Origin of the sequence: Aliivibrio salmonicida LFI1238 (assembly GCF_000196495.1) — a bacterium.
GTDB classification, from domain to species: Bacteria; Pseudomonadota; Gammaproteobacteria; order Enterobacterales; family Vibrionaceae; genus Aliivibrio; species Aliivibrio salmonicida.
In genome coordinates this window covers 824,827-848,343 of the sequence record NC_011312.1, presented here as the reverse complement: position 1 = coordinate 848,343, position 23,517 = coordinate 824,827, and the positions used below count along the sequence as shown (strand labels likewise).

The window sequence follows — 23,517 nt, the reverse complement described above, 5'->3', positions numbered from 1 at the left end:
TATTTTATCCACAATATTTACCGGCATTACTGAACACCAATAATTTCGTATTGTTGTTTTCTTCCCGATAAATCAAGTTCGAATTCATCTCCAAGCTGCTTTCCTATCATGGCCTTACCTAAGGGTGCTGATGGCGTGATCAACAAAAATGTCATGTCTTCATGAGTCACTTTTACCCCCCCCCCCGCTGACGGTCCAATAAAGAACTGACTTTCGATATCATCCTGATTCACTAATGTCACTAACGCACACTGATTTATCACACTATCTTCACCGTATTCTAAGCGTGGTAATTTACGATACGCTAAAATATCGGCGTCACATTCTGACACTCTTCGAGCTTGCCCATGCGCTAAATACGAGGCTTCTAAACCAAACGTTTCATACTTACTTCGAGCAATGGCTTCTTTATCTGTCGCTTGTTCAATCGCTCGCTGTGTCGCCTCTAACGCCATTTGGTGAACTTGACGTAATTGTTGAATGATTGAATCTAATAACGCTTCTTTTTCTATCATGTTAGATAACCCATAAAATCGACCGCTTATCATAACAAAAATAAAGAGGGCCGCTTTAACTTCCTATCCCATTTTTAATGTGAAGTATTTCCAAAAAGAATCGTAACTCAATGAGAATAGAGTGAATCCCTGTGATCTCCTGTTAAATAGCAAAACAAAATGAAATATCTTCTTAATTATCGACTAAAACTTAAGAGTCAATCCCCCCGACTTACTCGATTAAGGATATATCTATGAAACGGATTTTCATTAACAGTGCTATTGCCTCTGCCCTTTTTATTTCATACGGAGCCAATGCTTTTGATTGCAGTTCACTCCCTCTTTGGCAAAATTCAGAACCCTACAGCGGTGGTGCTGAAATACAACAAAATCAGATTGCATACCAAGCACAATGGTGGTCCCAAGGAAATTCACCAGAAACACATTCAGGTGAATGGCAAAAATGGAAACGTTTAGGTCAATGCGATAATAGTGGCGGGAATACCGCACCAACACTGTCGATCATCTCCCCCTTAAATAATGCTGCGATTGCAGAAGGAAGTGCCATCACATTACAAGCCAATGCAGTGGATAGTGACGGAGAAATTACTCGTGTTGAATTTTTAGCGGATAGCCAATCCATTACGATAATCACCGCCCCACCGTATAACACGGATTGGGTAGCACTAAAAAACACGACATCAATTTCAGTGATCGCTACTGATAATGAAGGCAGTTCAACGACTGAATCCGTCTCTATTCGCGTACAATCAACCGGGGATTTAATCCCACCATCAATACAACTTCTCTCACCAACGGGCAATGAAGTTCTCTCTGTCGGCGATGATTTATTAATGTCCGCAGACGCAATAGATAACGATGGTCAAATAGCTTATGTCGAGTTTTATGTTGATAGCGAACTGGTTTTTACAGACAGTTCAGCGCCTTTTGAACACTTATGGACAGCAACAAAGGGAACGCATCGTTTTAAAGCAAAAGCGATCGATAATGATGAACAGTCAAGCATCAGCCAAGAAAGTATCTTAACCATCACGGAACCATCTAGCGGTGGTTGTGCAGGCTTACCTCAATACAAATCAGGAACGGCTTACACTCAAGGCGATGAAATACAAAATATTAATCAAAAATATCGTTGTGATGTCGGTGGCTGGTGTTCTTCTTCATCTGATTGGGCGTATGCTCCAGGCACAGGCTCAAGCTGGCAAGATGCATGGACAGGGCTAGGCGTTTGTAGCACTCCACCAGAGGTCGCCATTACTTCACCAAGTGATAACAGCGTCATTCTTGCAGGATCGTCCATTATAATAAATGCCACCGCAAGCGACAGTGATGGCAGCATTGTTGGCGTAGAATTCTTTGCAAATGACATGACACTAGGCGCTGATACTCAAGCCCCTTATTCCATGACTTGGACTGCCGCCTTAATTGGAAATAACACACTAAAAGCCGTAGCAACCGATAATGAAGGAAATAACAGTGACAATAGTATTCTTGTTACTGTCAGTGATCAAAACGTAGTGACAAGTCTAACTTCCCCTGCATCTGGATCGAGCCTTGCCTTAGGAAAAGTTACTCAACTAAGTGCAACCGCAACTTCATTAACCAGCTCGATAACTCAGGTTGATTTCTTAATTAATGGGGCAATCGTTGGGTCAGACACAACAACACCATACAATACCAATTGGACACCAAGTGCTATTGGTTCTTACTCCATTTCAACAGAGGCCACTGATGCCCAAGGAAATAAAGCACTCTCAATAGCATCAAGTATTGCCGTTCTAGAACAAAGCCAAGCAACGCATAAATTAATTGGTTATTGGCATAATTTCGTTAACGGTTCTGGTTGCCCTATTCGTTTATCGGAAATGCCTGATGAGTGGGACGTTATCGATATTGCATTTGCTGATAATGATAGAAACAGCAACGGAACGGTGCATTTCAACCTCTACTCTGGCGATATTCACAGTAGCTGTCTCGCTCTAGATCCTAATCAATTTAAACAAGACATGGCCGCGTTACAGGCAAAAGGAAAAATATTTGTACTTTCTCTTGGTGGTGCAGAAGGCACAATAACCTTAAATACAGAACAAGATGAAGCCAATTTTGTCAGTAGTTTAACCGCACTTATTGATGAATGGGGCTTTGATGGGCTAGATATCGATTTAGAAAGCGGATCGAATTTACTTCATGGCACACAAATTCAAGCTCGCTTACCTACGGCACTAAAACAAATAGAAATGAATATGGGCGGAGACATGTATTTAACCATGGCGCCAGAACATCCTTATGTTCAAGGTGGAATGGTTGCTTACAGCGGTATTTGGGGCGCTTATATTCCAGTAATAGACCAAGTTCGAGATACATTAGATCTTCTTCATGTTCAATTATATAACAATGGCGGATTAGCAAACCCATACATGCCAGGAGCGGCTCCAGAAGGATCCGTTGATATGATGGTAGCGTCGGTAAAAATGCTCGTTGAAGGGTTTGAACTCGCTGATGGCTCTTTCTTTGCTCCACTAAGAGATGATCAAGTCGCTATTGGTCTACCTTCAGGGCCAAGTTCAGCAAACTCCGGACAAGCGCCAACACAAAACATTATAGATGCATTAGATTGTGTCACTTATGGCTCAGCATGCAGCACCGTTGTTCCAAATAAATTATACCCGAATTTTGGTGGTGTGATGACATGGTCAATTAACTGGGATAAACATGATGGGTTTAATTTCTCACAACCGATTGGCGAGAAACTGACATTAATGAACGCTCAATAACATAAAACAACAGGCACAAAAAAGGCGCTCAAGTAAGCGCCTTTTTTATTTTAAATAGATAGAGAAGATTACTCTTCGTCGTAATCGTATTCGCTTTCGTCTTCTTTCGCATCACGAGCAGCTTCATATTCTGCTTTTTGTGCCGCTGATTTTTCTTTCTTACGAGCGATCATTTCTTCTTTTTCGCTACGTTGATCAGCTTTACGATCATTACGAACAGCTTGAGTCTTTGCAAATTCAACAAGCTCTTTTTGAGCCCATTCAACTGCTTCAGCTTCGCTTTCAAAACCAAGTTGACGCTTAGATACAACCGTTCTGCGAGAAGTAACTTGGCGCGTAATTTCAGCAGCCCAAGCGTTGCGTTTTTCTACAATACGGTAATCAAACTTTGCCATTTTTATTTCCTAGAATTCGATAGTTAAGGGATAGATCATTACTTAAAAATCCATCTATAACTGCAGTATAATACTTGCATTCCCTTTAATGCCCGCTATTAGAACACATTTCAATAAAAATGCACCAAAAAGATGTAATGAGCATCCCTCGAAAAGTATAAAATTGAAATTAGCACGCGCCCAAAAGATATATCGTTTCCTTCCAAGCCATTATCATCGTTAATCCTTCTCTTACCAAGATCTCGATACGACATATCTTCAACCTATTATTCGTCGAAGATAGCAACCATAATACCAAGAGTAAGTTTGACGTAAATTAAAACCGAAATCGAACCAATCGTTTATTTTTTTAAAAAAAACGATTGATGAGCTCATCAACCGTTATTTATATTTATTTGAATGAGACGTTAGCTTCTTGATGCAGCCAGTTCTTCAAGTGCTTCGATACTTGTTTCTGATACGATTTGTCCATCCATATAGTAAGTAATGTAATTGCCATCTCTTACTCCTAATAACACGGCTTTCTCGCCATTATTATAAGTAATGTCCATTTGAATCGTATTTTCATCAATTTGCTTCATTTGACCAAATTCGATAGCACGATTTGATGAAAGAGGAATTGGTGCTGTTTTTAATGAATCATCAAGGCTGTCATTAATCTTCATCATCGTATCGACTTTACTATCAAAGATATGAGGTGTTCCAGTCAGTACGTTTTTACCCGTCCAAAATTCTAATGAGTTAAAGACAATATAATCCGATGCTAATGTCAGAGCATAAACAGGGGCTAACAAGAAGTTAACTCCGGCACGAGCATAACGGTTATCCACGACTTGAACGTTAAATTTCATCAACATTCCCGTGACGGCATTACTACCAACACAACCCGATAACGTTAGTGCTACGGCCGATATTGCAATGACTTTGATGATGCTTTTCTTCATAATTCCCTCTACTTAATATAGTGTTCACACTTTAAAAGCATAGGTCTTATATGAAAAACATCCAGAAAGATTATTCTTTCTCTTTAATAACTAAGTGATTTCTATTATCTCGGCTACTGCGAATCAGTTCATCACCTTTTACAATATCGACTGATTTAGCTAAACGATCATATAAAAGTACATTAACCGTTGCGGCTAAATTCATGCAGCCCACGGTTGGAATATAAACAACGTGATCAGCACGGTCAGCCACTTGTTGTGTGATAGAACCATCTTCTGGACCAAATACATATATCGCTTTATCTGGGTGTTTGAATTCAGGTAATGAAACAGCGCCTTCAGCTAACTCAACACACACAATTTTCATGTCATCGGCTAAGTTATCAAGTAAGCACTCAACGCTAGTTAACGGGATTTTATTTACTGCTTTTTTTGTATCGGTTTGAAATTTAGTAGCACGGTCATACCTTTCACCAGTATAACGAACATCATCCACTTGATAACAACCAGCAGCACGCATCACTGCGCCAACATTCGTCGGACTTTTTGGGTTACTTAAACCAATTGTGACATGCGTATTTTTCATTATTGTTCCGTACTCTCAAATTAAAGAGCACGCATTTTACCAAAGAGAACCTAAGAGGGATAGTTGGAGTTATCAATCATGATTATATCGATTAATGTCATGCCCTTTATATAATAATCATTGGCATATTTACGTCTCTCATTTATGGTTACCCCATTAAAGCAGAGGACACTTTCATGGCCAGACCAATAATAGAACGAAATATACGCTGTAGACCCGCTCATAGTTGCTTCAAACCTAATGGCATTCCCATGACAGAACTAGAACAAGTGTCATTATTACCTGATGAATTTGAAGCCATTCGCCTATCCGATCTTAATGGGCTCAATCAACAAGCTTGTGCTGACCAAATGGGAATATCTCGTCAAACGTTTGGAAACACCATTAAACGAGCACGAGCAAAAACAGCACAAAGTATCATTGAAGGAAAAGCACTAATGCTAAGCAAGTAGTGCTTTGTTTGAAACCACTAACGTTGAGGTTCTTGAATTTGATATAACGATTGTTTCGCCTCTTCAATACAGGTTGTCTTGCAATTACAAACACGCTTTACCTTTAAAATACTTAACCCTCCGCAACTGCCTTTAATACTTTGTCGGTGAAAAATAACGCCGATGGCCATCATTAAAATCACGGCTAAAAAAACACAAAAAGTCACCATGAATGTCATCATAATCCCTCCTCACCTTTACGGAAATTAAGCATTTTAGCGACTACTCCAATCAAACGAGGCGCTAATATTTTTGCTTGAGTTCTTTCTGTTTTTCGCCCCTCAGAGCACCCCACTTTATTTAAATGATTTATAGATTGTTTTGCAGCACTGCAATCCATAATTTTTTCTAACCCAGAGGGATGAATTGAAGACAATTGACTCATTCTTGTTGCTTGGTAAATATCCACATTACGGCTCAATAACTTAGTTAATAATCGCTCTCCGATATTACGAACCACCACCGCTTCAACTCCATTCATTATTAACATGTCCAATAATGCTTTCTTTCCTTTGCAGCCAGTAATCACCTTCGCCGGATTATCAATAGAAATAGACCTTCCTTTTCTATCATCCAGAATTAAAAACTGCTCAGCTTTAGAAAAATGGGGGGCGATTTTATCTCGATGACTTGGAATGGCGTAAATCATAAAAACCTCATTAAGTAACATTGAATGATCACACCATACACCTAATTATTGGCATAAGCCAATAACTCATATTTTACACATAAAAAAACCGCTGAGATTTTCATCCCAACGGTTTTTAATAAAAGAGTCGTCTTTACCCAACCCTTTATCTTATTGTAAAACAAAATTAGAAATAAATTTATTCTAATTAATCACATTTTTTAATTAATGTTTGATTTCCTGCTCATTAAAACGGCAAATCAACCAATGTTCTTACGTGCATTTTGGAACATACGCATCCATGCCCCATTTTCCCCCCAAGACTCAGGCGCCCAAGAGTTAGCAACCGTACGGAAGACACGCTCAGGGTGAGGCATCATGATCGTCACTCGACCATCCGTCGTTGTTAAACCAGTTATTGCATTTGGTGAACCGTTCGGGTTATTCGGGTACTGTTGCGTCTGATTGCCATTATTATCAACATAACGTAGCGCAACAGTTCCTGAGTTTTCGATTGCATTTAGGTGATCATTATCACGAACTTCAACACGCCCTTCGCCATGAGAAACAGCAATAGGCATGCGAGAACCTTCCATTCCATTGAAGAAAACAGAATCAGATTTCTGAACTTCAACTAGGCTGAAACGTGCTTCAAAACGCTCTGATTCATTACGAACGAAACGAGGCCAATACTCAGCACCAGGAATCAATTCACGCAAGTTAGACAGCATTTGACACCCGTTACATACACCTAGAGAGAACGTATCTTCACGTTTGAAGAAATCTTCAAATTGATTACGAGTCTTTTCGTTGAACAGAACCGATTTAGCCCAACCTTCACCAGCGCCCAATACATCACCGTAAGAGAAACCACCACACGCGACAAGACCGTTGTACTCTTCAAGTACCGCAGAGCCAGTAAGAATGTCACTCATGTGAATATCAGTGGCTTCAAAACCTGCGCGGTCAAACGCTGCTGCCATTTCAACATGTGAGTTAACGCCTTGCTCACGCAAGATTGCCATTTTAGGCTTAGCCCCTTTATTGATCATAGCCGCTTCAATGATTGGAGCCGCAATGTCTTCGTTCACATCAAAACTAAGGCTAACGTTTAGGCCAGGGTCTGAATTGTCTTTCTTCGCTTCGTGTTCTTGGTCTGCACATTCAGGGTTATCACGTAATCCTTGCATTTTATGTGTTGTTTCAGCCCAAATAGTACGTAACTCAGTACGGTTACGTTCAACGACAACCGTCTCACCAGATTTAATCACTAGCTCGTCTGAATCAGCAACAGAGCCGATAACGTGTGAACATTCACCTAGCTCATTTGCTGCTAATGTTGATAGAACGGAATCTAGATCTTCGTTACGAACTTGAATTACTGCGCCTAATTCTTCATTGAACAACACAGCAAGCGTATTTTCATTGCTCTCTGATTCAAGTAACAGTGCTTCAATATTCGCGTTCACACCACAGTGACCAGCAAACGCCATTTCAGCAAGTGTTACAAATAAACCGCCGTCGCCCTTATCGTGGTAAGCCACTAGTTGATCATTAGCAACCAATGTTTGAATGCCTTCGTAGAAACCTTTCAGCTGTACTGCGTTATCGACATCAGCCGGTTTATCACCCAATTGTTTGTAAACTTGTGCCAGTGCCGTTGCACCCATGCGGTTTTTACCGTTGCCCAAGTCAATAAGAACTAACGATGTTTCACCTTTGTCGGTTCTTAACTGAGGAGTCACTGTTTTACGAACGTCTTCAATTCGAGCAAAAGCAGTGATGACAAGAGAAAGTGGAGACGTCACTTCTTTCTGCTCGCCATTTTCTTCCCATTTGGTTTTCATCGACATTGAGTCTTTACCCACCGGGATAGTCAAACCAAGTGCAGGGCAAAGCTCTTCACCAACGGCTTTAACTGCTTCATAAAGACCCGCATCTTCACCAGGGTGACCCGCTGGAGACATCCAGTTTGCAGACAGTTTAATGTGTTTAATATCACCCACATTCGTTGCTGCAATGTTGGTAATGGCCTCACCAACCGCTAAGCGTGCTGATGCACCAAAGTCTAATAAAGCAACCGGTGTACGTTCACCCAGTGACATCGCTTCACCGTGGTAAGTATCATAACTTGCCGCTGTTACTGCACAGTTCGCAACAGGAACCTGCCAAGGACCAACCATTTGATCACGAGCAACAAGACCTGTTACTGAGCGATCGCCAATGGTGATTAGGAATGTTTTTTCAGCGACGGTAGGTAAACGAAGAACACGCTCAATCGCCTCATTCAATTCAATGCCAGAACAATCAAGCGCCGAGTTATTTGCTTTTAGTGTCTTAGCATCGCGGTGCATCTTAGGTGTCTTACCTAAAAGGATGTCCATTGGCATATCAATTGGCGTATTGTCGAAATGTGAATCTTCTAATTTTAGATCACGCTCTTCTGTTGCTTTACCAACGACTGCATAAGGTGCACGTTCACGCTTACAAATCGCTTCAAACGTTGCTAAATCTTTATCAGCAACAGCCATAACATAACGTTCTTGAGATTCGTTACACCAAATTTCAAGTGGGCTCATGCCCGGCTCATCATTTGGTACATCACGTAGATTGAAGATACCACCACGTTCACCATCATCAACAAGCTCAGGTAATGCGTTTGAAATACCACCTGCGCCTACATCGTGGATAAATGCAATTGGGTTTGCATCACCAAGCTGCCAACAACGGTCGATAACTTCCTGACAACGACGTTCCATTTCTGGGTTTTCACGTTGCACTGAAGCAAAATCAAGATCTTCAGCCGATTGACCTGATGCCATTGACGATGCAGCACCACCACCAAGACCGATGTTCATTGCTGGACCACCAAGAACAATTAAGCTTGCGCCCACAGGGATCTCTTTCTTCTGAACATGATCATCACGGATATTACCTAAACCACCCGCAAGCATGATTGGTTTGTGGTAACCACGAACTTCTTCACCATTGTGTGAATTTACTTTTTCTTCGTAAGTACGGAAGTAACCTAATAGATTTGGACGACCAAATTCATTGTTAAATGCTGCGCCGCCTAGAGGACCTTCAAGCATAATATCAAGCGCGGTTACGATACGGCTTGGCTTACCAAAATCCGTTTCCCATGGTTGAACAAAGTTAGGGATTTTTAAATTAGATACAGAGAAACCAACCAAACCAGCTTTTGGTTTACCACCAATACCAGTTGCGCCTTCATCACGAATTTCACCACCAGAACCTGTTGATGCACCCGGCCAAGGAGAAATTGCCGTTGGGTGGTTATGGGTTTCCACTTTCATCAAGATATGTGTTTTCTCTTGGTGGTAGTTGTACTGGCGTGTTTCTGGATCAGGGAAAAAGCGACCAACGGTTGACCCCGTCATTACAGCGGCATTATCTTTGTAAGCAGAAAGTACATGCTCAGGGGTAACTTCAAAGGTGTTTTTGATCATTTTGAACAAGGTTTTATCTTGTTTCACACCATCAATAGTCCAATCTGCATTGAAAATCTTGTGGCGACAATGCTCTGAGTTCGCTTGTGCAAACATCATTAATTCAATGTCAGTCGGGTTGCGACCTAGTTTTTCGGTAAAGCTTTCAAGAAGGTAATCGATTTCATCTTCAGCCAATGCAAGACCTAGGGTAACGTTTGCGTTTTCTAGCGCTTTACGACCACCGACAAGTAGATCAACTTCAGCATAAGGAATCGGTTCTGCAACCGTAAACAATGCCGCTGCCGATTCAAAATCAGTAAAGACCACTTCCATCATGCGATCATGAAGAATGGCTTTTAGTTCGACTAATTGAAGTTCAGAAAGTGTTTCAGAGGTTTCTACATAATAAGCAGTACCGCGCTCTAAACGTGCGATATTTGATAAACCACAGTTATGGGCGATATCAGTAGATTTTGAAGACCAAGGAGAGATAGTACCCGGACGAGGGGCAGAAAGAAGCAACAACCCTTCAGGTTCATGTTCTTCAATCGTTGGACCATAAGTCAGTAGTTTTTCTAACTTTTCAACTTCAGACGCATCAAGGTCAGCTTTTACATCAGCAAAATGGGCAAACTCAGCATAAATACCTGTTACAGGTAAACTCAGTTCACGGCAAAGCTCAAGCAGCTTATTAACACGAAATACAGATAGAGCAGGTGAACCACGCAAAATTCTCATGTACTTAGGTCTCTTTGGCAATGAATTAAAGGTAATATTGGAATAGTTTCATGATGTTAAAAGCAATCAACTCAATTAATTACTCAAATCACATAGCGACTATGCCGATGTTACCTCTGGTATTGCGAGCGCATTATAAAGGATTTTGTTTTGTGAAGTAACACCCAAAGCAACCGTTTGCGTATTTTTTTTCAAAAAAAGAGAAACGCCCCTCTGTTTTAATGAATTTGAATATAAAATGTACACTTGATGCAAATATTGGCCTTAATCTCTCTTTATTGTTCTAATTTGTTACTGCGCTTTTGCCTCTTTTTCTCCCATTTGATATAACTACGCCCTACTTATTTAAAAGAGCATTCTGACTTGAGCCACATCCGATATTATCGTCTTCTAAAATCTTGCCTGGTTATTTCTACGCTTGTATTTACCTTAACGGGTTGCCAAGTAGAATCAGAACCAAAAACAAAACTAGAGCAAGTAAGAGAACGTGGCATCTTAAGAGTCAGTACATTAAACAATCAACTCTCTTATTATATTGGCTCGAACGGTCCTACAGGGCTTGATTATGATCTTGCGAAAGCCTTTGCTGAAAAGCTAAATGTAAAACTAGAAATCACGCCTGCTTATACGTATTCAGGTTTATTCCCAGCGCTAAACCGCAACGAACTCGATATTGTTGCCGCTAATATGACCATTACCCCTGAACGTCTAGAAAACTTTCGTACCGGACCAATTTATTATTATGTTAGTCAACAGGTCGTGTATAAAAAAGGGAACTGGCGCCCTCGAAATATCAAAAACCTCACAGAATTAGATGAAAACTTAACGATTGTGAAAGATTCTAGTTTTGAAGGCACTTTATTAAAATTAAAAGAAAAATATAAAAAATTAGAATGGTCTACAGAAGATAATACGGATGTAAGTGAACTATTAAAACAAGTCGCACGCGGTGAAATACATTACACCTTAGCCGATTCGGTTGAACTGTCTCTTACCCAACGAATTCATCCCGATCTCGCTGTCGCTTTTGAGTTAACCGAAGATCAACCTATCGCTTGGTTCTTACAAAAAACAGAAGACGATAGCCTTCAGGCATTATTGATTGAGTTTTTTGGTGAGCTAAAAAGCAGTGGTAAATTAGCATTACTAGAAGAAAAATATTTTGGTCACGTAGAAACGTTCGATTACGTTGATACACGTGCTTTCATTCGTTCACTAGAAAGTAAGTTACCGAAATGGGAACCTTTATTTAAAAAATACGCCGGGGATTTTGATTGGCGTTTCTTAGCCGCTCTCTCATACCAAGAATCACATTGGAACCCTGTTGCTAAATCTCCTACAGGTGTGCGTGGCATGATGATGCTCACCTTACCAACGGCTCAATCTGTTGGGGTTAAAAATCGATTAGATCCAGAAGAAAGCATTCGCGGGGGAGCTGAGTATTTACGTCGTATAGTAAAACGTGTACCAGATTCAATTACCGAACATGAGAAAATTTGGTTTGCCTTAGCGTCTTATAACATTGGTTTCGGACACATGATGGACGCCCGTCGTTTAACACAACGATTAGGGGGGGATCCTAACTCATGGACAGACGTAAAAGACAATTTGCCTTTGTTACGCCAGAAACGTTATTACAAATACCTTCGCTATGGATTTGCTCGTGGTGATGAAGCTCAAAACTACGTTGAAAATATCCGTCGTTATTACCAAAGTATTATTGGTTATGAACAAGAACAAGCAAACAAATTAATCCAAGAAGATATCACTGTTGAAGATTTAACTGTCATTGATGTTCCATTGTCATCAGCAACGTCTACGACAAGCCACGCAGTTTCAAGTCAGTAATTTGTTACTGTATAAAAAAGGCATTAGGATGATAACGGCTGACTCGATGAGAACGTTCATATAACGGTAACAATTACCACATACTCTGAGCTAAATAGATTAGAAAATCACTCGAATTAAGGATAAATAATTGGCCTTAATTTTTTGCTTGTTAAATGGAAGGGGGAGCAATGATCTCTAATAGAAGAAAACTAAAAACACAAACCTCGCTTAGGGGAAGTACTCAGCGTCGACGTAAATTATTAAATAACCATAAAAAAGTACTTCATCGCCAACGCACTTATGCACTGTCTCTTTTTGATGAAAATGAAGCGCTCTTTTGTCGTTAATTACCTTTATTCGTCCTTTGTTAACGCACTTTAAAAAGGCAAATTAACCGTGAACTTGCCTTTTTGTCTCTGCTTTCTGTTATTTACTCTCTAATTCGTCTTTCTTTTCAACCTCTCGCTGCAATTGTTTCTCTTCTTTTTTCTCTTTTCGTCTACGCTTAAAAAAAGCTTGTAGCTGTTCACGACACTCATCCGCCATTAATCCAGATTCACACTCAACAAAATGAAAAGCAGTGGCTGCGGTAAACAAATTAATCACACTGCCTGATGCCCCTGTTTTTAAATCCGCAGCACCAAAAAAAACCTGTTTAATTCGACTCTGTACGATGGCGCCAGCACACATTGGACAAGGCTCAAGAGTGACATATAACGTCGCGTTAACCAGTCGATAGTTCTCAACGGTTTGCCCCGCTTGCTTAATCGCCATCATCTCAGCATGAGCGGTAGCATCATGAGTTCCAATTGAACGGTTCCAGCCTTCTCCTATTATCTCGCCATTGAGCACAATAACGGCACCGACAGGAACTTCCCCCTCACCTTCTGCGATTGAGGCAAGCTCTATCGCTCTTTGCATATAGAACGTCGCGCTCTTATTCTCGTCTAAATCTGTCATTCTATTCTGCTAACTCTTTTGCTAAGAACTCAACCAATAAACGAACTTTTGTTGAAAGGTGTCGATTGTTTGGATATACCGCCCAAATACCTTCTTTAGGCTCTCTATATGGAACCAGTATTTCGACTAATTCCCCTTTATCCATTGATTCTTGAACATAAAAATCAGGTAACTGAACAATGCCTAATCCTTTTAAAGCGGCATTCGTTAGGGCTGCGCCACTATTGCAATGAACCGATCCCTTTACTCTTACGCTTTTTTCTTTTTTATTTTCAATGAATCGCCAAATAGGCAAGCTGCCAACTAAACAATTATGCTGAGAAAGTTCAGACAAGGTATGTGGTTCACCATATTTTTCAATATAAGCAGGCGATGCGCATACCCGTACTTGTCGGCTAGATAAGCGTTTTGCCATCATTGTTGAATCACTTAATCGACCTAAACGAATCGCCAAATCAAAATCTTGCTCAACGAGATCGAACGTTTGATTTGATAACACAAGTTCAAGTTCAAGTTGTGGATACATGAGCATGAAATCGCTAAGCAATGGCGCGATAAGCTGCTCACCATACGTGACTGATGACGTGATTTTTAAACGCCCTTGAGGGGTCGCATTTAATTCAGTAATCGCTCTATCTGCTTGTTTTAAGCCTTCAACTAAATGACGACAATGTTGGTAATAAGTTTGTCCAGCTTCGGTTACTGATACTTTTCGAGTCGTTCGTATTAAAAGTTTTATCGATAAACGTTCTTCTAATGCAGCGACTTTACGACTAATTTGTGCTACTGAAGTATCCAGTGCTTTTGCTGCCCCAGTAAAACTTTGCGCTTCTGCTACAGCAACAAATTCTGTTACCCCTTCCCAATTAATCACAACCAGTCCCTCATTAGTATTATTACGTATATGTAAAGATTATTTACCATTCTACCGTATTATCAAATGAGGAGAAATATTTATAATGGCACACAACAAGACGACGGACACAAAAAAAATAGCATTATGCTTAAAATGAAATAATCTATTAATATCGTCAATCTAATTATCCAAATAAGGAAAACCCAATGGCTCTTGATATTAAACCAGGTCAAACATCAATTAAATCTAAAGCAATGGTAGCTTGGGCTGCTGGCGAACCTCTTAAAATGGAAGAAGTGGATGTTCAACTTCCTAAAGCGGGCGAAGTATTAGTTCGCATCGTGGCTACTGGCGTTTGTCACACTGACTTATTCACTCTTTCTGGTGATGATCCAGAAGGTATCTTCCCTTCAATCCTAGGCCATGAAGGCGGCGGTATTGTTGAAATGATCGGCGAAGGCGTGACAAGCGTTGAAGTTGGCGACCACGTTATCCCTCTTTACACTGCGGAATGTGGCGAATGTAAGTTCTGTAAATCTGGTAAAACTAACCTTTGCCAAGCAGTTCGTGAAACTCAAGGTCAAGGCCTTATGCCTGATGGAACTAGCCGTTTCTCTATTAATGGTGAAACTATCTTCCATTACATGGGTTGCTCTACGTTCTCTGAATTCACAGTTCTTCCTGAGATTTCACTAGCGAAAGTATCTAAAGAAGCACCACTTGAAGAAGTTTGTCTTTTAGGTTGTGGCGTAACTACGGGTATGGGCGCGGTTCTTAACACGGCTAAAGTTGAAAAAGGCGACACAGTTGCTGTATTCGGTCTTGGCGGTATTGGTCTTTCAGCTATCATCGGCGCAAAAATGGCGGGTGCAAGTCGTATCATTGGTGTTGACTTGAACGAAAGCAAATACGAACTGGCTAAGAAATTAGGCGCAACTGATTGCATCAACCCAACAAAATTCGACAAGCCAATTCAAGAAGTGATTGTTGAAATGACTGACGGCGGCGTTGATTACTCTTTTGAGTGTATCGGTAACGTACACGTTATGCGTGCTGCTCTTGAGTGTTGTCACAAAGGTTGGGGTGAATCAATCATCATCGGTGTTGCTGGTGCTGGTCAAGAGATCTCAACTCGTCCGTTCCAACTTGTGACTGGTCGTGTATGGCGTGGTTCTGCATTCGGTGGCGTTAAAGGCCGTACTGAGCTTCCAGGTATCGTTGACCGTTACATGCAAGGTGAGTTCGCTCTTGATGATTTCATCACTCACACAATGGGTCTTGCTGATGTAAACGCAGCGTTCGACTTAATGCACGAAGGTAAATCTATCCGTACTGTTCTACACATGGATAAATAAGAAATTCGATTCTAGCTCAAACCACTAGAACTTGATTTTATTTTGCTCCCATCTTCTATGCTGATGGGAGCAATTTATAAATGACTTTTTGATTTTAAAGTGCTTTCCCGTAAAAGAAAAGCAGCACTGCATCATTTTTACGCGGGTGGCGTAATAATGAATTAAATAGCAACACCTCTTTTTTCTTTACTTCAAAGCACTTTAAAATCAATCAGTAGATACCTCATTCTATGCAGTGAAATCACTGATATGAATTAAATATAATAAGGATTCATCATGACAGTTGAAAACATTAGCCAAGCCAAAGTTGCCGGTGGTTGGCACAAACAATATACACATACATCATCCACACTAAATTGCGATATGCGCTTTGCTATCTTCCTACCAGCCAACGCCTCTGAAAGTAATCCGGTTCCTGTTTTATACTGGTTATCAGGCTTAACGTGTACTGATGAAAACTTCATGCAAAAAGCGGGCGCTTTCAAAAAAGCAGCTGAATTAGGCATTGCAATTGTCGCTATGGATACAAGCCCACGTGGTGAAGATGTTGATGATGATGCAGAAGGTGCCTACGATTTTGGTCTAGGTGCTGGATTCTACTTAAATGCAACTCAAGCGCCATGGAATCGTCATTACCATATGTATGATTACGTAACAAAAGAGCTGCCATCTTTAATTGAAGAGCACTTCCCTGTATCAGATAAAAAATCGATTTCTGGTCACAGCATGGGTGGTCATGGTGCAATTACCATTGGCTTGAAAAACCAAGATGCATATCAGTCTATTTCTGCATTTAGTCCAATATCTAGCCCAATCAATTGCCCTTGGGGTCAAAAAGCATTAGGTCTATATCTTGGTGATAATAAAGAAACTTGGAAAGAGTACGACAGCTCTGAGCTTCTTAAAAAAGGGTCTAAACTTCCAATTTTAGTTGACCAAGGTGAAGCTGATGGCTTCTTAGAAGAACAATTAAAACCTGAGTACCTACTTTCTTCAGCAGAGCAATCAGGCACGAATATAGAAGTAAGAATGCAACCAGGTTACGACCACAGCTATTTCTTTATGTCGACTTTTATTGATGAGCACCTAGAATTTCATGCTACTTATTTAAATAAATAATACTGATTTAAGATAAGTAAAAGAATAAGTAGCAAAAATCCCAGAGTAGGTTCTCCTTCTCTGGGATTTTTTATATCTATATATTAATTTAATATAATTAGATAAACGCTAACACTGGAGAGATACAAAGAAGAATACCTGTAACAATGATTAGGTTAGTTGATAGGCCTTTATATTTATGAAGAGCTGGCACCTTATGAACAAGATAAGCAGGGATTAAACAGCCAACCAAACCAAATACAGGGCTACAAATTGATGTAAAAGATAAGATAGGCGCATTTAATGCTATTGCAGACCATGCAAGTAATACGATAAATACCGTAATTAATTTATTAACTAACCTGAATTCTGGATAAGGCTGAACTAATTGCCCACCTAACGATCAGATCTTTCGACCAAGAATTATTTGAACGTATTTTAAAAGGTGGGCAAGATGAATAAATTAGTTGATATATTTTGTGATGTCGATGATTTTTGTTATCAATTCTTATCTCAATGGGAAAAATACCTTGTTGAGGCTAGTGAGAGAAAAAGAAAACGTCAGTCAGTAATGTCTACTAGTGAATGTATGACTATTGTCATCGCTTTTCATCAATCAAATCATAGAGATTTCAAGAACTTCTATATCGGGTTAGTTCATCAATATTGGAAAGGATACTTTCCAAATTTACTTAGCTACACTCGATTTGTGAGCAAAATGCCTAGCCTAATCGCCCCAATGTGTGCCTATTTTCAATCTATCAAAGGTAAGCCGACTGGCATTGCTTTTGTTGACTCCACGAGTCTTAAAGTATGCCATAACATTCGAATTCCTCGCCATAAAGTCTTTGATGGTGTTGCGAAAAGAGGAAAAGGTACCATGGGATGGTTTTTCGGCTTCAAACTTCATTTATTGATTAACCATCTTGGAGAAATTATTTCGCTGAAAATCACAGCTGGCAATGTAAATGATAGGACTCCTGTACCTGATTTATGCAAAGAACTCTCGGGGAAATTGTACGCTGATAAAGGGTACATAGGTAAAAAGTTGAGTGAGAGCTTAAAGAACTCTGATGTCGATTTAGTGACTACCTCGCGAAAAAACATGAAAGCAAAAGAGATAAGTGCTTTTGATAAGGCTATGTTATCAAAGAGATACATTATCGAAACGATAAATGACCAATTGAAGAATATCTCTCAAATTGAACATAGCCGTCATCGTAGCGTGACTGGTTTCATGCTAAATGTAATTTCAGGCGTTGTGGCTTATTGTTTAAAAAAACAAAAGCCACGAATTAAGCTATCAGAATGTGAATTTGAACTAATCCTCGCTTAAAGCATGTTTTATCCAGAATTCAGGTTAACTAACTCTTTGTTAATTGCCGACTCATCCATACGTCTTAGTAAGATATTCATCGCTAAACCACGACACGCTTCTTGGAATGCCATAAATACACCAAAGAATGACGTTACTACAGCAAAGATATTAATAATAATGCCCGTAATCGTTGCCCAGCTTCCTGGGAAGTAATGAGCAATAATGGCTAGAGCGGAGATGTTTTTATTCATCGCTTCAGCGGCTTGCTCTTGGCTGATAGCAAAGGTAAATGACACAGCAAAGAAGAAAACAATGACAAATAAGATAGCAAAAGCAATGTTCATCGCTCTTAGTGATTTATAACGCGCAACTTCAATAGATTTCTCACGTGAACGGTATGAGATAACCATAGGGCTAAGAGATTGAATAAAAAGAATAGAAGTTAGTGTAAATGGAAGCGTAATAATCGCATCTTTTAGCATTGGACCAAAAGATCCAATAGCAGGAACATTAGCAAAGTCCCAACGAGAAACTAATAACAACCCCATAACCGCAACTAATGAAAGTACTGTTACAGCCATAAATCCAGACAGTTTGAATAGTAGCTTTTCACCTTTAGAACCAATAAAAGCAAGTACACAAATTAAGCCCAAACCATAAAATGAACTATCATTTAAATGCCCTTCAGTTACACCAAATGAATGTAAATATGAAGAACTGTCATTCGTTACCGCAAGTGAATATACCAACACCCAAATAACAAGCATGATGAAATAAAGAGCACCTAAAGCGACGCCCCAATTTTTACCTAGATAACCAGTAATCACACCAGGGTAATCTGTACATGTTTTTGCTTCAGCAAGAGTATTGATGAAAAGTTTTTGAAACAAATACATGGCTGGGTAACCAATAATCGAAGACAGAAGAAAAACCCAGATCCCCATGATACCTACTTGAACAGGTAAAAATACGATCCCTGCCCCTATCGCCATACCAATACTAATTACAATCCAACCAATATCAACGCTATCGAATTTGGTGGCTTTTTTCCATTCAGAATCAGTCATATCACTTTTACCATGACTAGGATTCGCCAATGTAGCTGTGTTCATATAAAACTCCATCTTTGTAGGGAACATTATTTTTATAATTTCAAAGCGCCTAACTGCCAGCGCTTGCAACTTTTGAAGAATCTACTCTCTAATTAAAAAATAACAATGCAATTTTATTTGAAATGATATCGAGATCTCAGTTCGTAAAATAAACAAATATTTGCCACAAAGTCATTGCACTCCCTTACGAATAAGCATAAATTCAACTCACACAAAATAAATGCAATTATTTTTGCATAATCCAATAACACACCACCAAGTCAACAATAGTTGCAAAAAAAGAATGGGAAATATGAAACAAATTATCGTGGCAAAATCAGCTCCAGAAGCAATCGGTCCTTACTCTCACGGTACTGCATTTAATGGTCTTATTTTCACATCAGGTCAATTACCTGTTGATAGCTCAACAGGCTCTGTTGTAGAAGGGGGCATTACCGCTCAATCAGAAATGTCTCTTAAAAACTTAATTTCAGTAATTGAAGCCGCTGATGGTGATGTGAATACGGTTTTAAAAACAACCTGCTACCTTGCTAATATCACTGATTTTTCTGCATTTAACGAAGTATATAAAACCGTTTTTCATACCGACTGCCCTGCTCGTTCTTGCTTTGCGGTAAAAGATCTTCCGCTTGGCGTATTAGTTGAAGTCGAAGCGATTGCTCACAAGAAAACAACGGTATAACTAAAAAGGTGAACAAAATGAACTCTACCTGGAAGCAATACATTACTATTTTAAAAAATGTCGTGAAGCCTGCTCTTGGCTGTACTGAACCTATTTGTGCGGCCTATGCAACAAGCGTAGCAACGCAAATGCTAGGAGAAAAAGCAGAAACGATTGATGTTTTTGTCTCTGATAATTTGTATAAAAATAGTATGGGTGTTTTTGTTCCAAGAACAGGTAGAGTTGGTCTTGCCATTGCTGCTGCTGCTGGGGCTACAGGTGGAAACCCTGAAGCAGGTTTAGAAGTTCTTGCTAAACTGACGCAATCCCAAGTAAATGAAGCGCAACAACTTATTGATGCTGGCCGAGTTCAAGTAAAACGAGAAACTACAGATGAGTTCATTTATTGTCGTGTTGTAGTTAAAGGCTCACAACATCACGCAGAAGTCACCATCAGTGGGGGTCACACTCTCATTGTAGAAAAACGACTTGATGATAATGTTATTTTTTCCCTTGATTCTTCATTACCAAAAGCCTCTACCGCTTCTATTTGTGATGGTGTAGATATCACTATTTCATCCATTTATGACTTTGCAACTCACGCTGAATTCGATGACATTAAATTTATTCTTAAAGCTAAAGATCTCAATATTGCACTAGCTCAAGAAGGACTAAAGAACCCATACGGCTTAGAAGTGGGTCGAACTTATCAAAAGAACATAGATACTGGTTTACTTTCAAAAAGCTTAGACAGTGATATTTTAATTTATACCTCTGCCGCGTCCGATGCTCGAATGGGTGGTGCAAATTTACCAGCCATGTCTAATTATGGCAGCGGAAACCAGGGTATAGCAGCTACGATTCCTGTAGTAAAAATGGCTGACTTTTATAATGCCGACGAAGAAACATTGGCAAGAGCATTCATAATGAGTCATCTCGGTGCTATTTATATTAAATCTCATTATCCTCCACTATCCGCTTTTTGTGGCAACGCAGTAACCTCTGCGGCTGCAGCAATGGCAATGGTCTATTTAGCGGGGGGGTCATTCGAACAATCTTGTTCAGCAATACAAAATACCATCAGTGACACCAGCGGTATGATCTGCGATGGTGCAAAATCGACTTGTGCGATGAAAGTAGGCAGTAGTGCCCAATCAGCAATGAAATCATCCCTACTTGCCTTAAATAATCATTGTGTAACGAAACAGGGTGTTATTGCTGAAGATGTAGAAAAGACCATTAAAAACATAGGCAGAATGATAACAACCGGAATGCCAAATATTGATCATGAAATCATTGAAATAATGGCGTCATAATGAAAAGATGTCACTTACATTCTAAGTGACATCATCTTTTTACCAACATGAAGAAAACATATGCTACATAAACTTTCTACTGCCGATAAACTCATACTGAAATCAACTTATAGTATTGTTGATGGCATTGCTGCTATGTTTGGAAAACATGTTGAAGTGGTACTGCACTCTCTTGATTCTGATAATCCATCAATCATTAAAATCGCTAATGGTCATGTCACGGGTCGTGGTATTGGTGCGCCAATTACCAATCTTGCATTAGAAAAATTGAAAGCAGGATCCGATGTATCTACCCCTTATTTCACCAGAACAGATAAAGGTGAACTACTTCGTTCTGTTACTTCGATGATTAGAAATGAGGTGGGAATACCTATCGCTTTACTTTGCATCAACTCTAATCTTGATGTGCCAATGAATAGCTTCTTTATGGACCTATTCCCACAAGCAAATCAATTAGCAGCGTCACCTGAAACCTTTGCAAAAGACAGTATTGAAATGCTGACAGACTCTATTGCAAGAATACAAAGTGAAGTATTGGAAGACGAAAGCATTACAGTTTCTCGCAGAGTAAGAACGATTGTTGAGCGCTTACATCATCAAGGTGCATTTAATATAAAAGATGCAACTCAAATAACCGCCAACATTCTTAACGTATCTAAAGACTCTGTTTATCGTTATTTAAGAAAATTTAAATAATAAAAAAGAAAAGAACGTCATACAAAAAAGCCCTGAGAACTTATCATTCTCAGGGCTTTTATTTTATAAGCTATTTCATAAAGCGAAGTGCTTATATTAACCAGGTAATTGGTATGTATATGGTGCTTGTATCCCTAGAGGAATACCTAGAGCCCAGTACGCTAGTAAGAAGATTGTCCAACCAATTAGCATAGCAATAGAGAAAGGCATCATTAGAGAAGCCAATGTACCGATACCTGTAGACTTAACATAACGTTGGCAATAAACCACAACTAATGGGAAGAATACCATCAGAGGTGAAATAATGTTTGATACAGAATCACCCACACGATATGCCGCTTGAGACAGCTCAGGTGAAATACCAACCCCCATTAGCATTGGAACCAGTACCGGACCAATTAGTGCCCATTTAGCGGAGGCCGAACCAATAAGTAAATTAACAAAAGCGGTTAGTAAAATCATACCAACAATCGTTAGTTGCCCAGGAAGGTCAAGCGCCTTCAAGAAATCAGCACCGTACATCGCTAAAATAGTACCGATGTTTGATTGACTAAATGCCACTAAGAATTGCGCACAGAAGAATGACATAACCATGTAAGCACCCATTGTGCCCATTGTTTCTGACATTGCTTTAATTACATCATTACTGCTCTTAAATTTACCAGAAACACGTCCAAAAACGATACCAGGGATAACAAACAGAATAAAAATCAATGGAACAATAGACTTCATTAGCGGCGCAGAGAACGACGTAATTTCACCTTCTGGTGAACGAAGTGCTGAACCTTCAGGATAGATAAGCGCAATTAATAATGCGATACCAGCAACCATAGCCCAGCCTGCATATTTAAACGCTTTTGATTCGATTTCAGTAAAAGAACCAAGATCTGGCGCTTCTTCTGCATCTTTATCTACAGGCGTATTTGCCAAGCGTGGTTCAATGATTTTCTCTGTCACATACCAACCAATAGCAACAATCAGTACAGAAGAAAGTCCAGTAAAGAAAATATTCGCTAATGGATTAACAACATACGATTGGTCCAGTACTTGAGCGGCCGTTTGTGTAAAGCCTGCCAATAATGGATCAATGCCTGATGGAATAAAGTTGGCAGAAAAACCACCTGATACACCCGCAAATGCAGCGGCAATACCCGCTAATGGATGACGACCCGCCGCGTGGAAAATGATACCACCTAGTGGGATAACTAATACATAACCTGCATCCGCTGCTGTGTGTGACACAATCGCAACTAAAACAAGCATTGGTGTTAATAATTTAGCTGGAGTGAAGTTAAGCATTTTCTTTAGGCCAGTTTGAATAAAGCCTGAAGAATCTGCAACACCAACACCTAGCATTGCAACCAGTACAATACCTAGCGGTGCAAAGCTAGTAAAATTAGTGACCATTGTTGCTAAAAAGTTCGCTAAAGAATCACCCGTTAAAAGGTTTTTCACCTGAACCGCATCTTGGGTTACAGGATGAATTAGATCAAAGTTAATCTGTGATAATAGCGCTGAAAGCCCCCAAACAATTAAAAGGCCCCAGAAAAAAAGTAAAGCAGGATCTGGAATTTTATTACCTACTCGTTCAATAGTGTTTAGAAAGCGGTCCATAGCGCTAAGCTTTGGTGCCTTCTCTGTTGATTGGTTACTCATTCATAATTCCATAGTAGTAAATGTTGTATTTAAAGATAAAGAGCTTTGATTTTTTTTATTCTTTATCTATTCCTTTGCTAAATCAGTGTAAACCAGATATTGCCAAGAAAAGTTTAATACATTGCATTTTCACCAC

Annotated in this window: 21 protein-coding genes and 1 pseudogene; 10 read left to right on the top strand and 12 right to left on the bottom strand. The window is 39.7% G+C overall.

What is annotated here, in order from left to right:
* Positions 1-26: 26 nt before the first annotated feature.
* Positions 27-515, bottom strand: coding sequence for a GreA/GreB family elongation factor (locus VSAL_RS04230; RefSeq protein ID WP_044583389.1), 489 nt, complete (start codon positions 513-515; stop codon positions 27-29).
* Between the two features lie 233 nt (positions 516-748).
* On the opposite strand from VSAL_RS04230, the gene VSAL_RS04225 reads away from it, so the two are divergent.
* A complete protein-coding gene (locus tag VSAL_RS04225; protein WP_012549560.1) occupies positions 749-3,289 on the top strand; it encodes an Ig-like domain-containing protein in 2,541 nt (846 codons plus the stop codon).
* Positions 3,290-3,357: 68 nt separating this feature from the next.
* Here VSAL_RS04225 and VSAL_RS04220 read toward each other — a convergent pair whose 3' ends face one another.
* The 3 genes from VSAL_RS04220 to VSAL_RS04210 all read right to left on the bottom strand — a co-directional run bounded on the left by VSAL_RS04220 (position 3,358) and on the right by VSAL_RS04210 (position 5,214).
* A complete protein-coding gene (locus tag VSAL_RS04220) occupies positions 3,358-3,684 on the bottom strand; it encodes a DUF3622 domain-containing protein (RefSeq protein ID WP_012549559.1) in 327 nt (108 codons plus the stop codon).
* A 407-nt stretch (positions 3,685-4,091) separates the two neighbouring features.
* Entirely contained in the window at positions 4,092-4,628 is a 537-nt protein-coding gene (locus tag VSAL_RS04215; RefSeq protein WP_012549558.1) for a DUF3332 family protein, read from the bottom strand.
* Between the two features lie 70 nt (positions 4,629-4,698).
* A complete protein-coding gene (locus VSAL_RS04210; RefSeq protein ID WP_012549557.1) occupies positions 4,699-5,214 on the bottom strand; it encodes an RNA methyltransferase in 516 nt (171 codons plus the stop codon).
* A gap of 176 nt (positions 5,215-5,390) precedes the next feature.
* Here VSAL_RS04210 and VSAL_RS04205 point away from each other — a divergent pair, with 176 nt between their 5' ends.
* Positions 5,391-5,666 carry a DUF134 domain-containing protein gene (locus VSAL_RS04205; protein WP_012549556.1) on the top strand — a complete coding sequence of 92 codons (276 nt, stop codon included), beginning with the start codon at positions 5,391-5,393 and terminating at the stop codon, positions 5,664-5,666.
* A gap of 17 nt (positions 5,667-5,683) precedes the next feature.
* Here the strand turns inward: VSAL_RS04205 and nqrM are convergent, their stop codons facing one another.
* From nqrM to purL, 3 genes are all read right to left on the bottom strand, one after another.
* Positions 5,684-5,887 (bottom strand): (Na+)-NQR maturation NqrM, encoded by a 204-nt coding sequence (gene nqrM / locus VSAL_RS04200; RefSeq protein ID WP_012549555.1) that lies wholly within the window; start codon positions 5,885-5,887, stop codon positions 5,684-5,686.
* Positions 5,884-6,354: a NifB/NifX family molybdenum-iron cluster-binding protein gene (locus VSAL_RS04195; RefSeq protein ID WP_231850874.1), complete on the bottom strand. Its 471-nt coding sequence runs from the start codon at positions 6,352-6,354 to the stop codon at positions 5,884-5,886. The genes nqrM and VSAL_RS04195 overlap by 4 nt, the downstream gene beginning before the upstream one ends.
* A 239-nt stretch (positions 6,355-6,593) precedes the next feature.
* Positions 6,594-10,523: a phosphoribosylformylglycinamidine synthase gene (purL, locus tag VSAL_RS04190; RefSeq protein ID WP_012549553.1), complete on the bottom strand. Its 3,930-nt coding sequence runs from the start codon at positions 10,521-10,523 to the stop codon at positions 6,594-6,596.
* 363 nt (positions 10,524-10,886) lie between these two features.
* Between purL and mltF the strand changes: the two genes are divergently transcribed.
* Both mltF and VSAL_RS23495 read left to right on the top strand, forming a co-directional pair.
* A complete protein-coding gene (gene mltF, locus VSAL_RS04185) occupies positions 10,887-12,371 on the top strand; it encodes a membrane-bound lytic murein transglycosylase MltF (RefSeq protein ID WP_012549552.1) in 1,485 nt (494 codons plus the stop codon).
* Between the two features lie 170 nt (positions 12,372-12,541).
* Complete coding sequence (locus tag VSAL_RS23495) at positions 12,542-12,700, top strand: hypothetical protein (protein WP_158007247.1); 159 nt, start codon at positions 12,542-12,544, stop codon at positions 12,698-12,700.
* A 79-nt stretch (positions 12,701-12,779) separates the two neighbouring features.
* Here VSAL_RS23495 and tadA read toward each other — a convergent pair whose 3' ends face one another.
* Both tadA and VSAL_RS04175 read right to left on the bottom strand, forming a co-directional pair.
* Positions 12,780-13,313, bottom strand: coding sequence for a tRNA adenosine(34) deaminase TadA (gene tadA, locus VSAL_RS04180; protein WP_012549551.1), 534 nt, complete (start codon positions 13,311-13,313; stop codon positions 12,780-12,782).
* A gap of 1 nt (position 13,314) precedes the next feature.
* Positions 13,315-14,187 carry a LysR substrate-binding domain-containing protein gene (locus tag VSAL_RS04175; RefSeq protein WP_012549550.1) on the bottom strand — a complete coding sequence of 291 codons (873 nt, stop codon included), beginning with the start codon at positions 14,185-14,187 and terminating at the stop codon, positions 13,315-13,317.
* A gap of 188 nt (positions 14,188-14,375) precedes the next feature.
* Here VSAL_RS04175 and VSAL_RS04170 point away from each other — a divergent pair, with 188 nt between their 5' ends.
* Together VSAL_RS04170 and fghA are read left to right on the top strand one after the other, a co-directional pair.
* A complete protein-coding gene (locus VSAL_RS04170; RefSeq protein ID WP_012549549.1) occupies positions 14,376-15,524 on the top strand; it encodes an S-(hydroxymethyl)glutathione dehydrogenase/class III alcohol dehydrogenase in 1,149 nt (382 codons plus the stop codon).
* A gap of 276 nt (positions 15,525-15,800) precedes the next feature.
* The gene (gene fghA / locus VSAL_RS04165; RefSeq protein ID WP_012549548.1) at positions 15,801-16,643 is read left to right on the top strand and encodes an S-formylglutathione hydrolase; all 843 of its coding nucleotides are present in this window, start codon (positions 15,801-15,803) and stop codon (positions 16,641-16,643) included.
* Positions 16,644-16,740: 97 nt separating this feature from the next.
* Here fghA and VSAL_RS23705 read toward each other — a convergent pair.
* Positions 16,741-16,983 (bottom strand): annotated as a pseudogene (locus VSAL_RS23705) (hypothetical protein); the annotation flags it as partial.
* 93 nt (positions 16,984-17,076) lie between these two features.
* On the opposite strand from VSAL_RS23705, the gene VSAL_RS04160 reads away from it, so the two are divergent.
* A complete protein-coding gene (locus tag VSAL_RS04160; RefSeq protein ID WP_012548944.1) occupies positions 17,077-17,958 on the top strand; it encodes an IS982-like element ISVsa6 family transposase in 882 nt (293 codons plus the stop codon).
* 8 nt (positions 17,959-17,966) lie between these two features.
* Here VSAL_RS04160 and VSAL_RS04155 read toward each other — a convergent pair whose 3' ends face one another.
* On the bottom strand, positions 17,967-19,052 hold the full coding sequence (locus VSAL_RS04155) for an amino acid permease (protein ID WP_231850873.1): 1,086 nt from the start codon (positions 19,050-19,052) through the stop codon (positions 17,967-17,969).
* A gap of 292 nt (positions 19,053-19,344) precedes the next feature.
* Here VSAL_RS04155 and VSAL_RS04150 point away from each other — a divergent pair, with 292 nt between their 5' ends.
* From VSAL_RS04150 to VSAL_RS04140, 3 genes are read left to right on the top strand one after another with little or no spacing between them, the layout of a single operon-like run.
* Positions 19,345-19,734, top strand: a complete 390-nt coding sequence (locus tag VSAL_RS04150) for a Rid family detoxifying hydrolase (protein WP_012549547.1) — start codon at positions 19,345-19,347, stop codon at positions 19,732-19,734.
* Positions 19,735-19,751: 17 nt separating this feature from the next.
* Positions 19,752-21,029, top strand: coding sequence for an L-cysteine desulfidase family protein (locus VSAL_RS04145; RefSeq protein WP_012549546.1), 1,278 nt, complete (start codon positions 19,752-19,754; stop codon positions 21,027-21,029).
* A 60-nt stretch (positions 21,030-21,089) separates the two neighbouring features.
* Complete coding sequence (locus VSAL_RS04140; RefSeq protein ID WP_012549545.1) at positions 21,090-21,725, top strand: helix-turn-helix transcriptional regulator; 636 nt, start codon at positions 21,090-21,092, stop codon at positions 21,723-21,725.
* A 96-nt stretch (positions 21,726-21,821) separates the two neighbouring features.
* Here VSAL_RS04140 and VSAL_RS04135 read toward each other — a convergent pair whose 3' ends face one another.
* Positions 21,822-23,381: an AbgT family transporter gene (locus VSAL_RS04135; RefSeq protein ID WP_012549544.1), complete on the bottom strand. Its 1,560-nt coding sequence runs from the start codon at positions 23,379-23,381 to the stop codon at positions 21,822-21,824.
* Positions 23,382-23,517 lie beyond the last annotated feature (136 nt).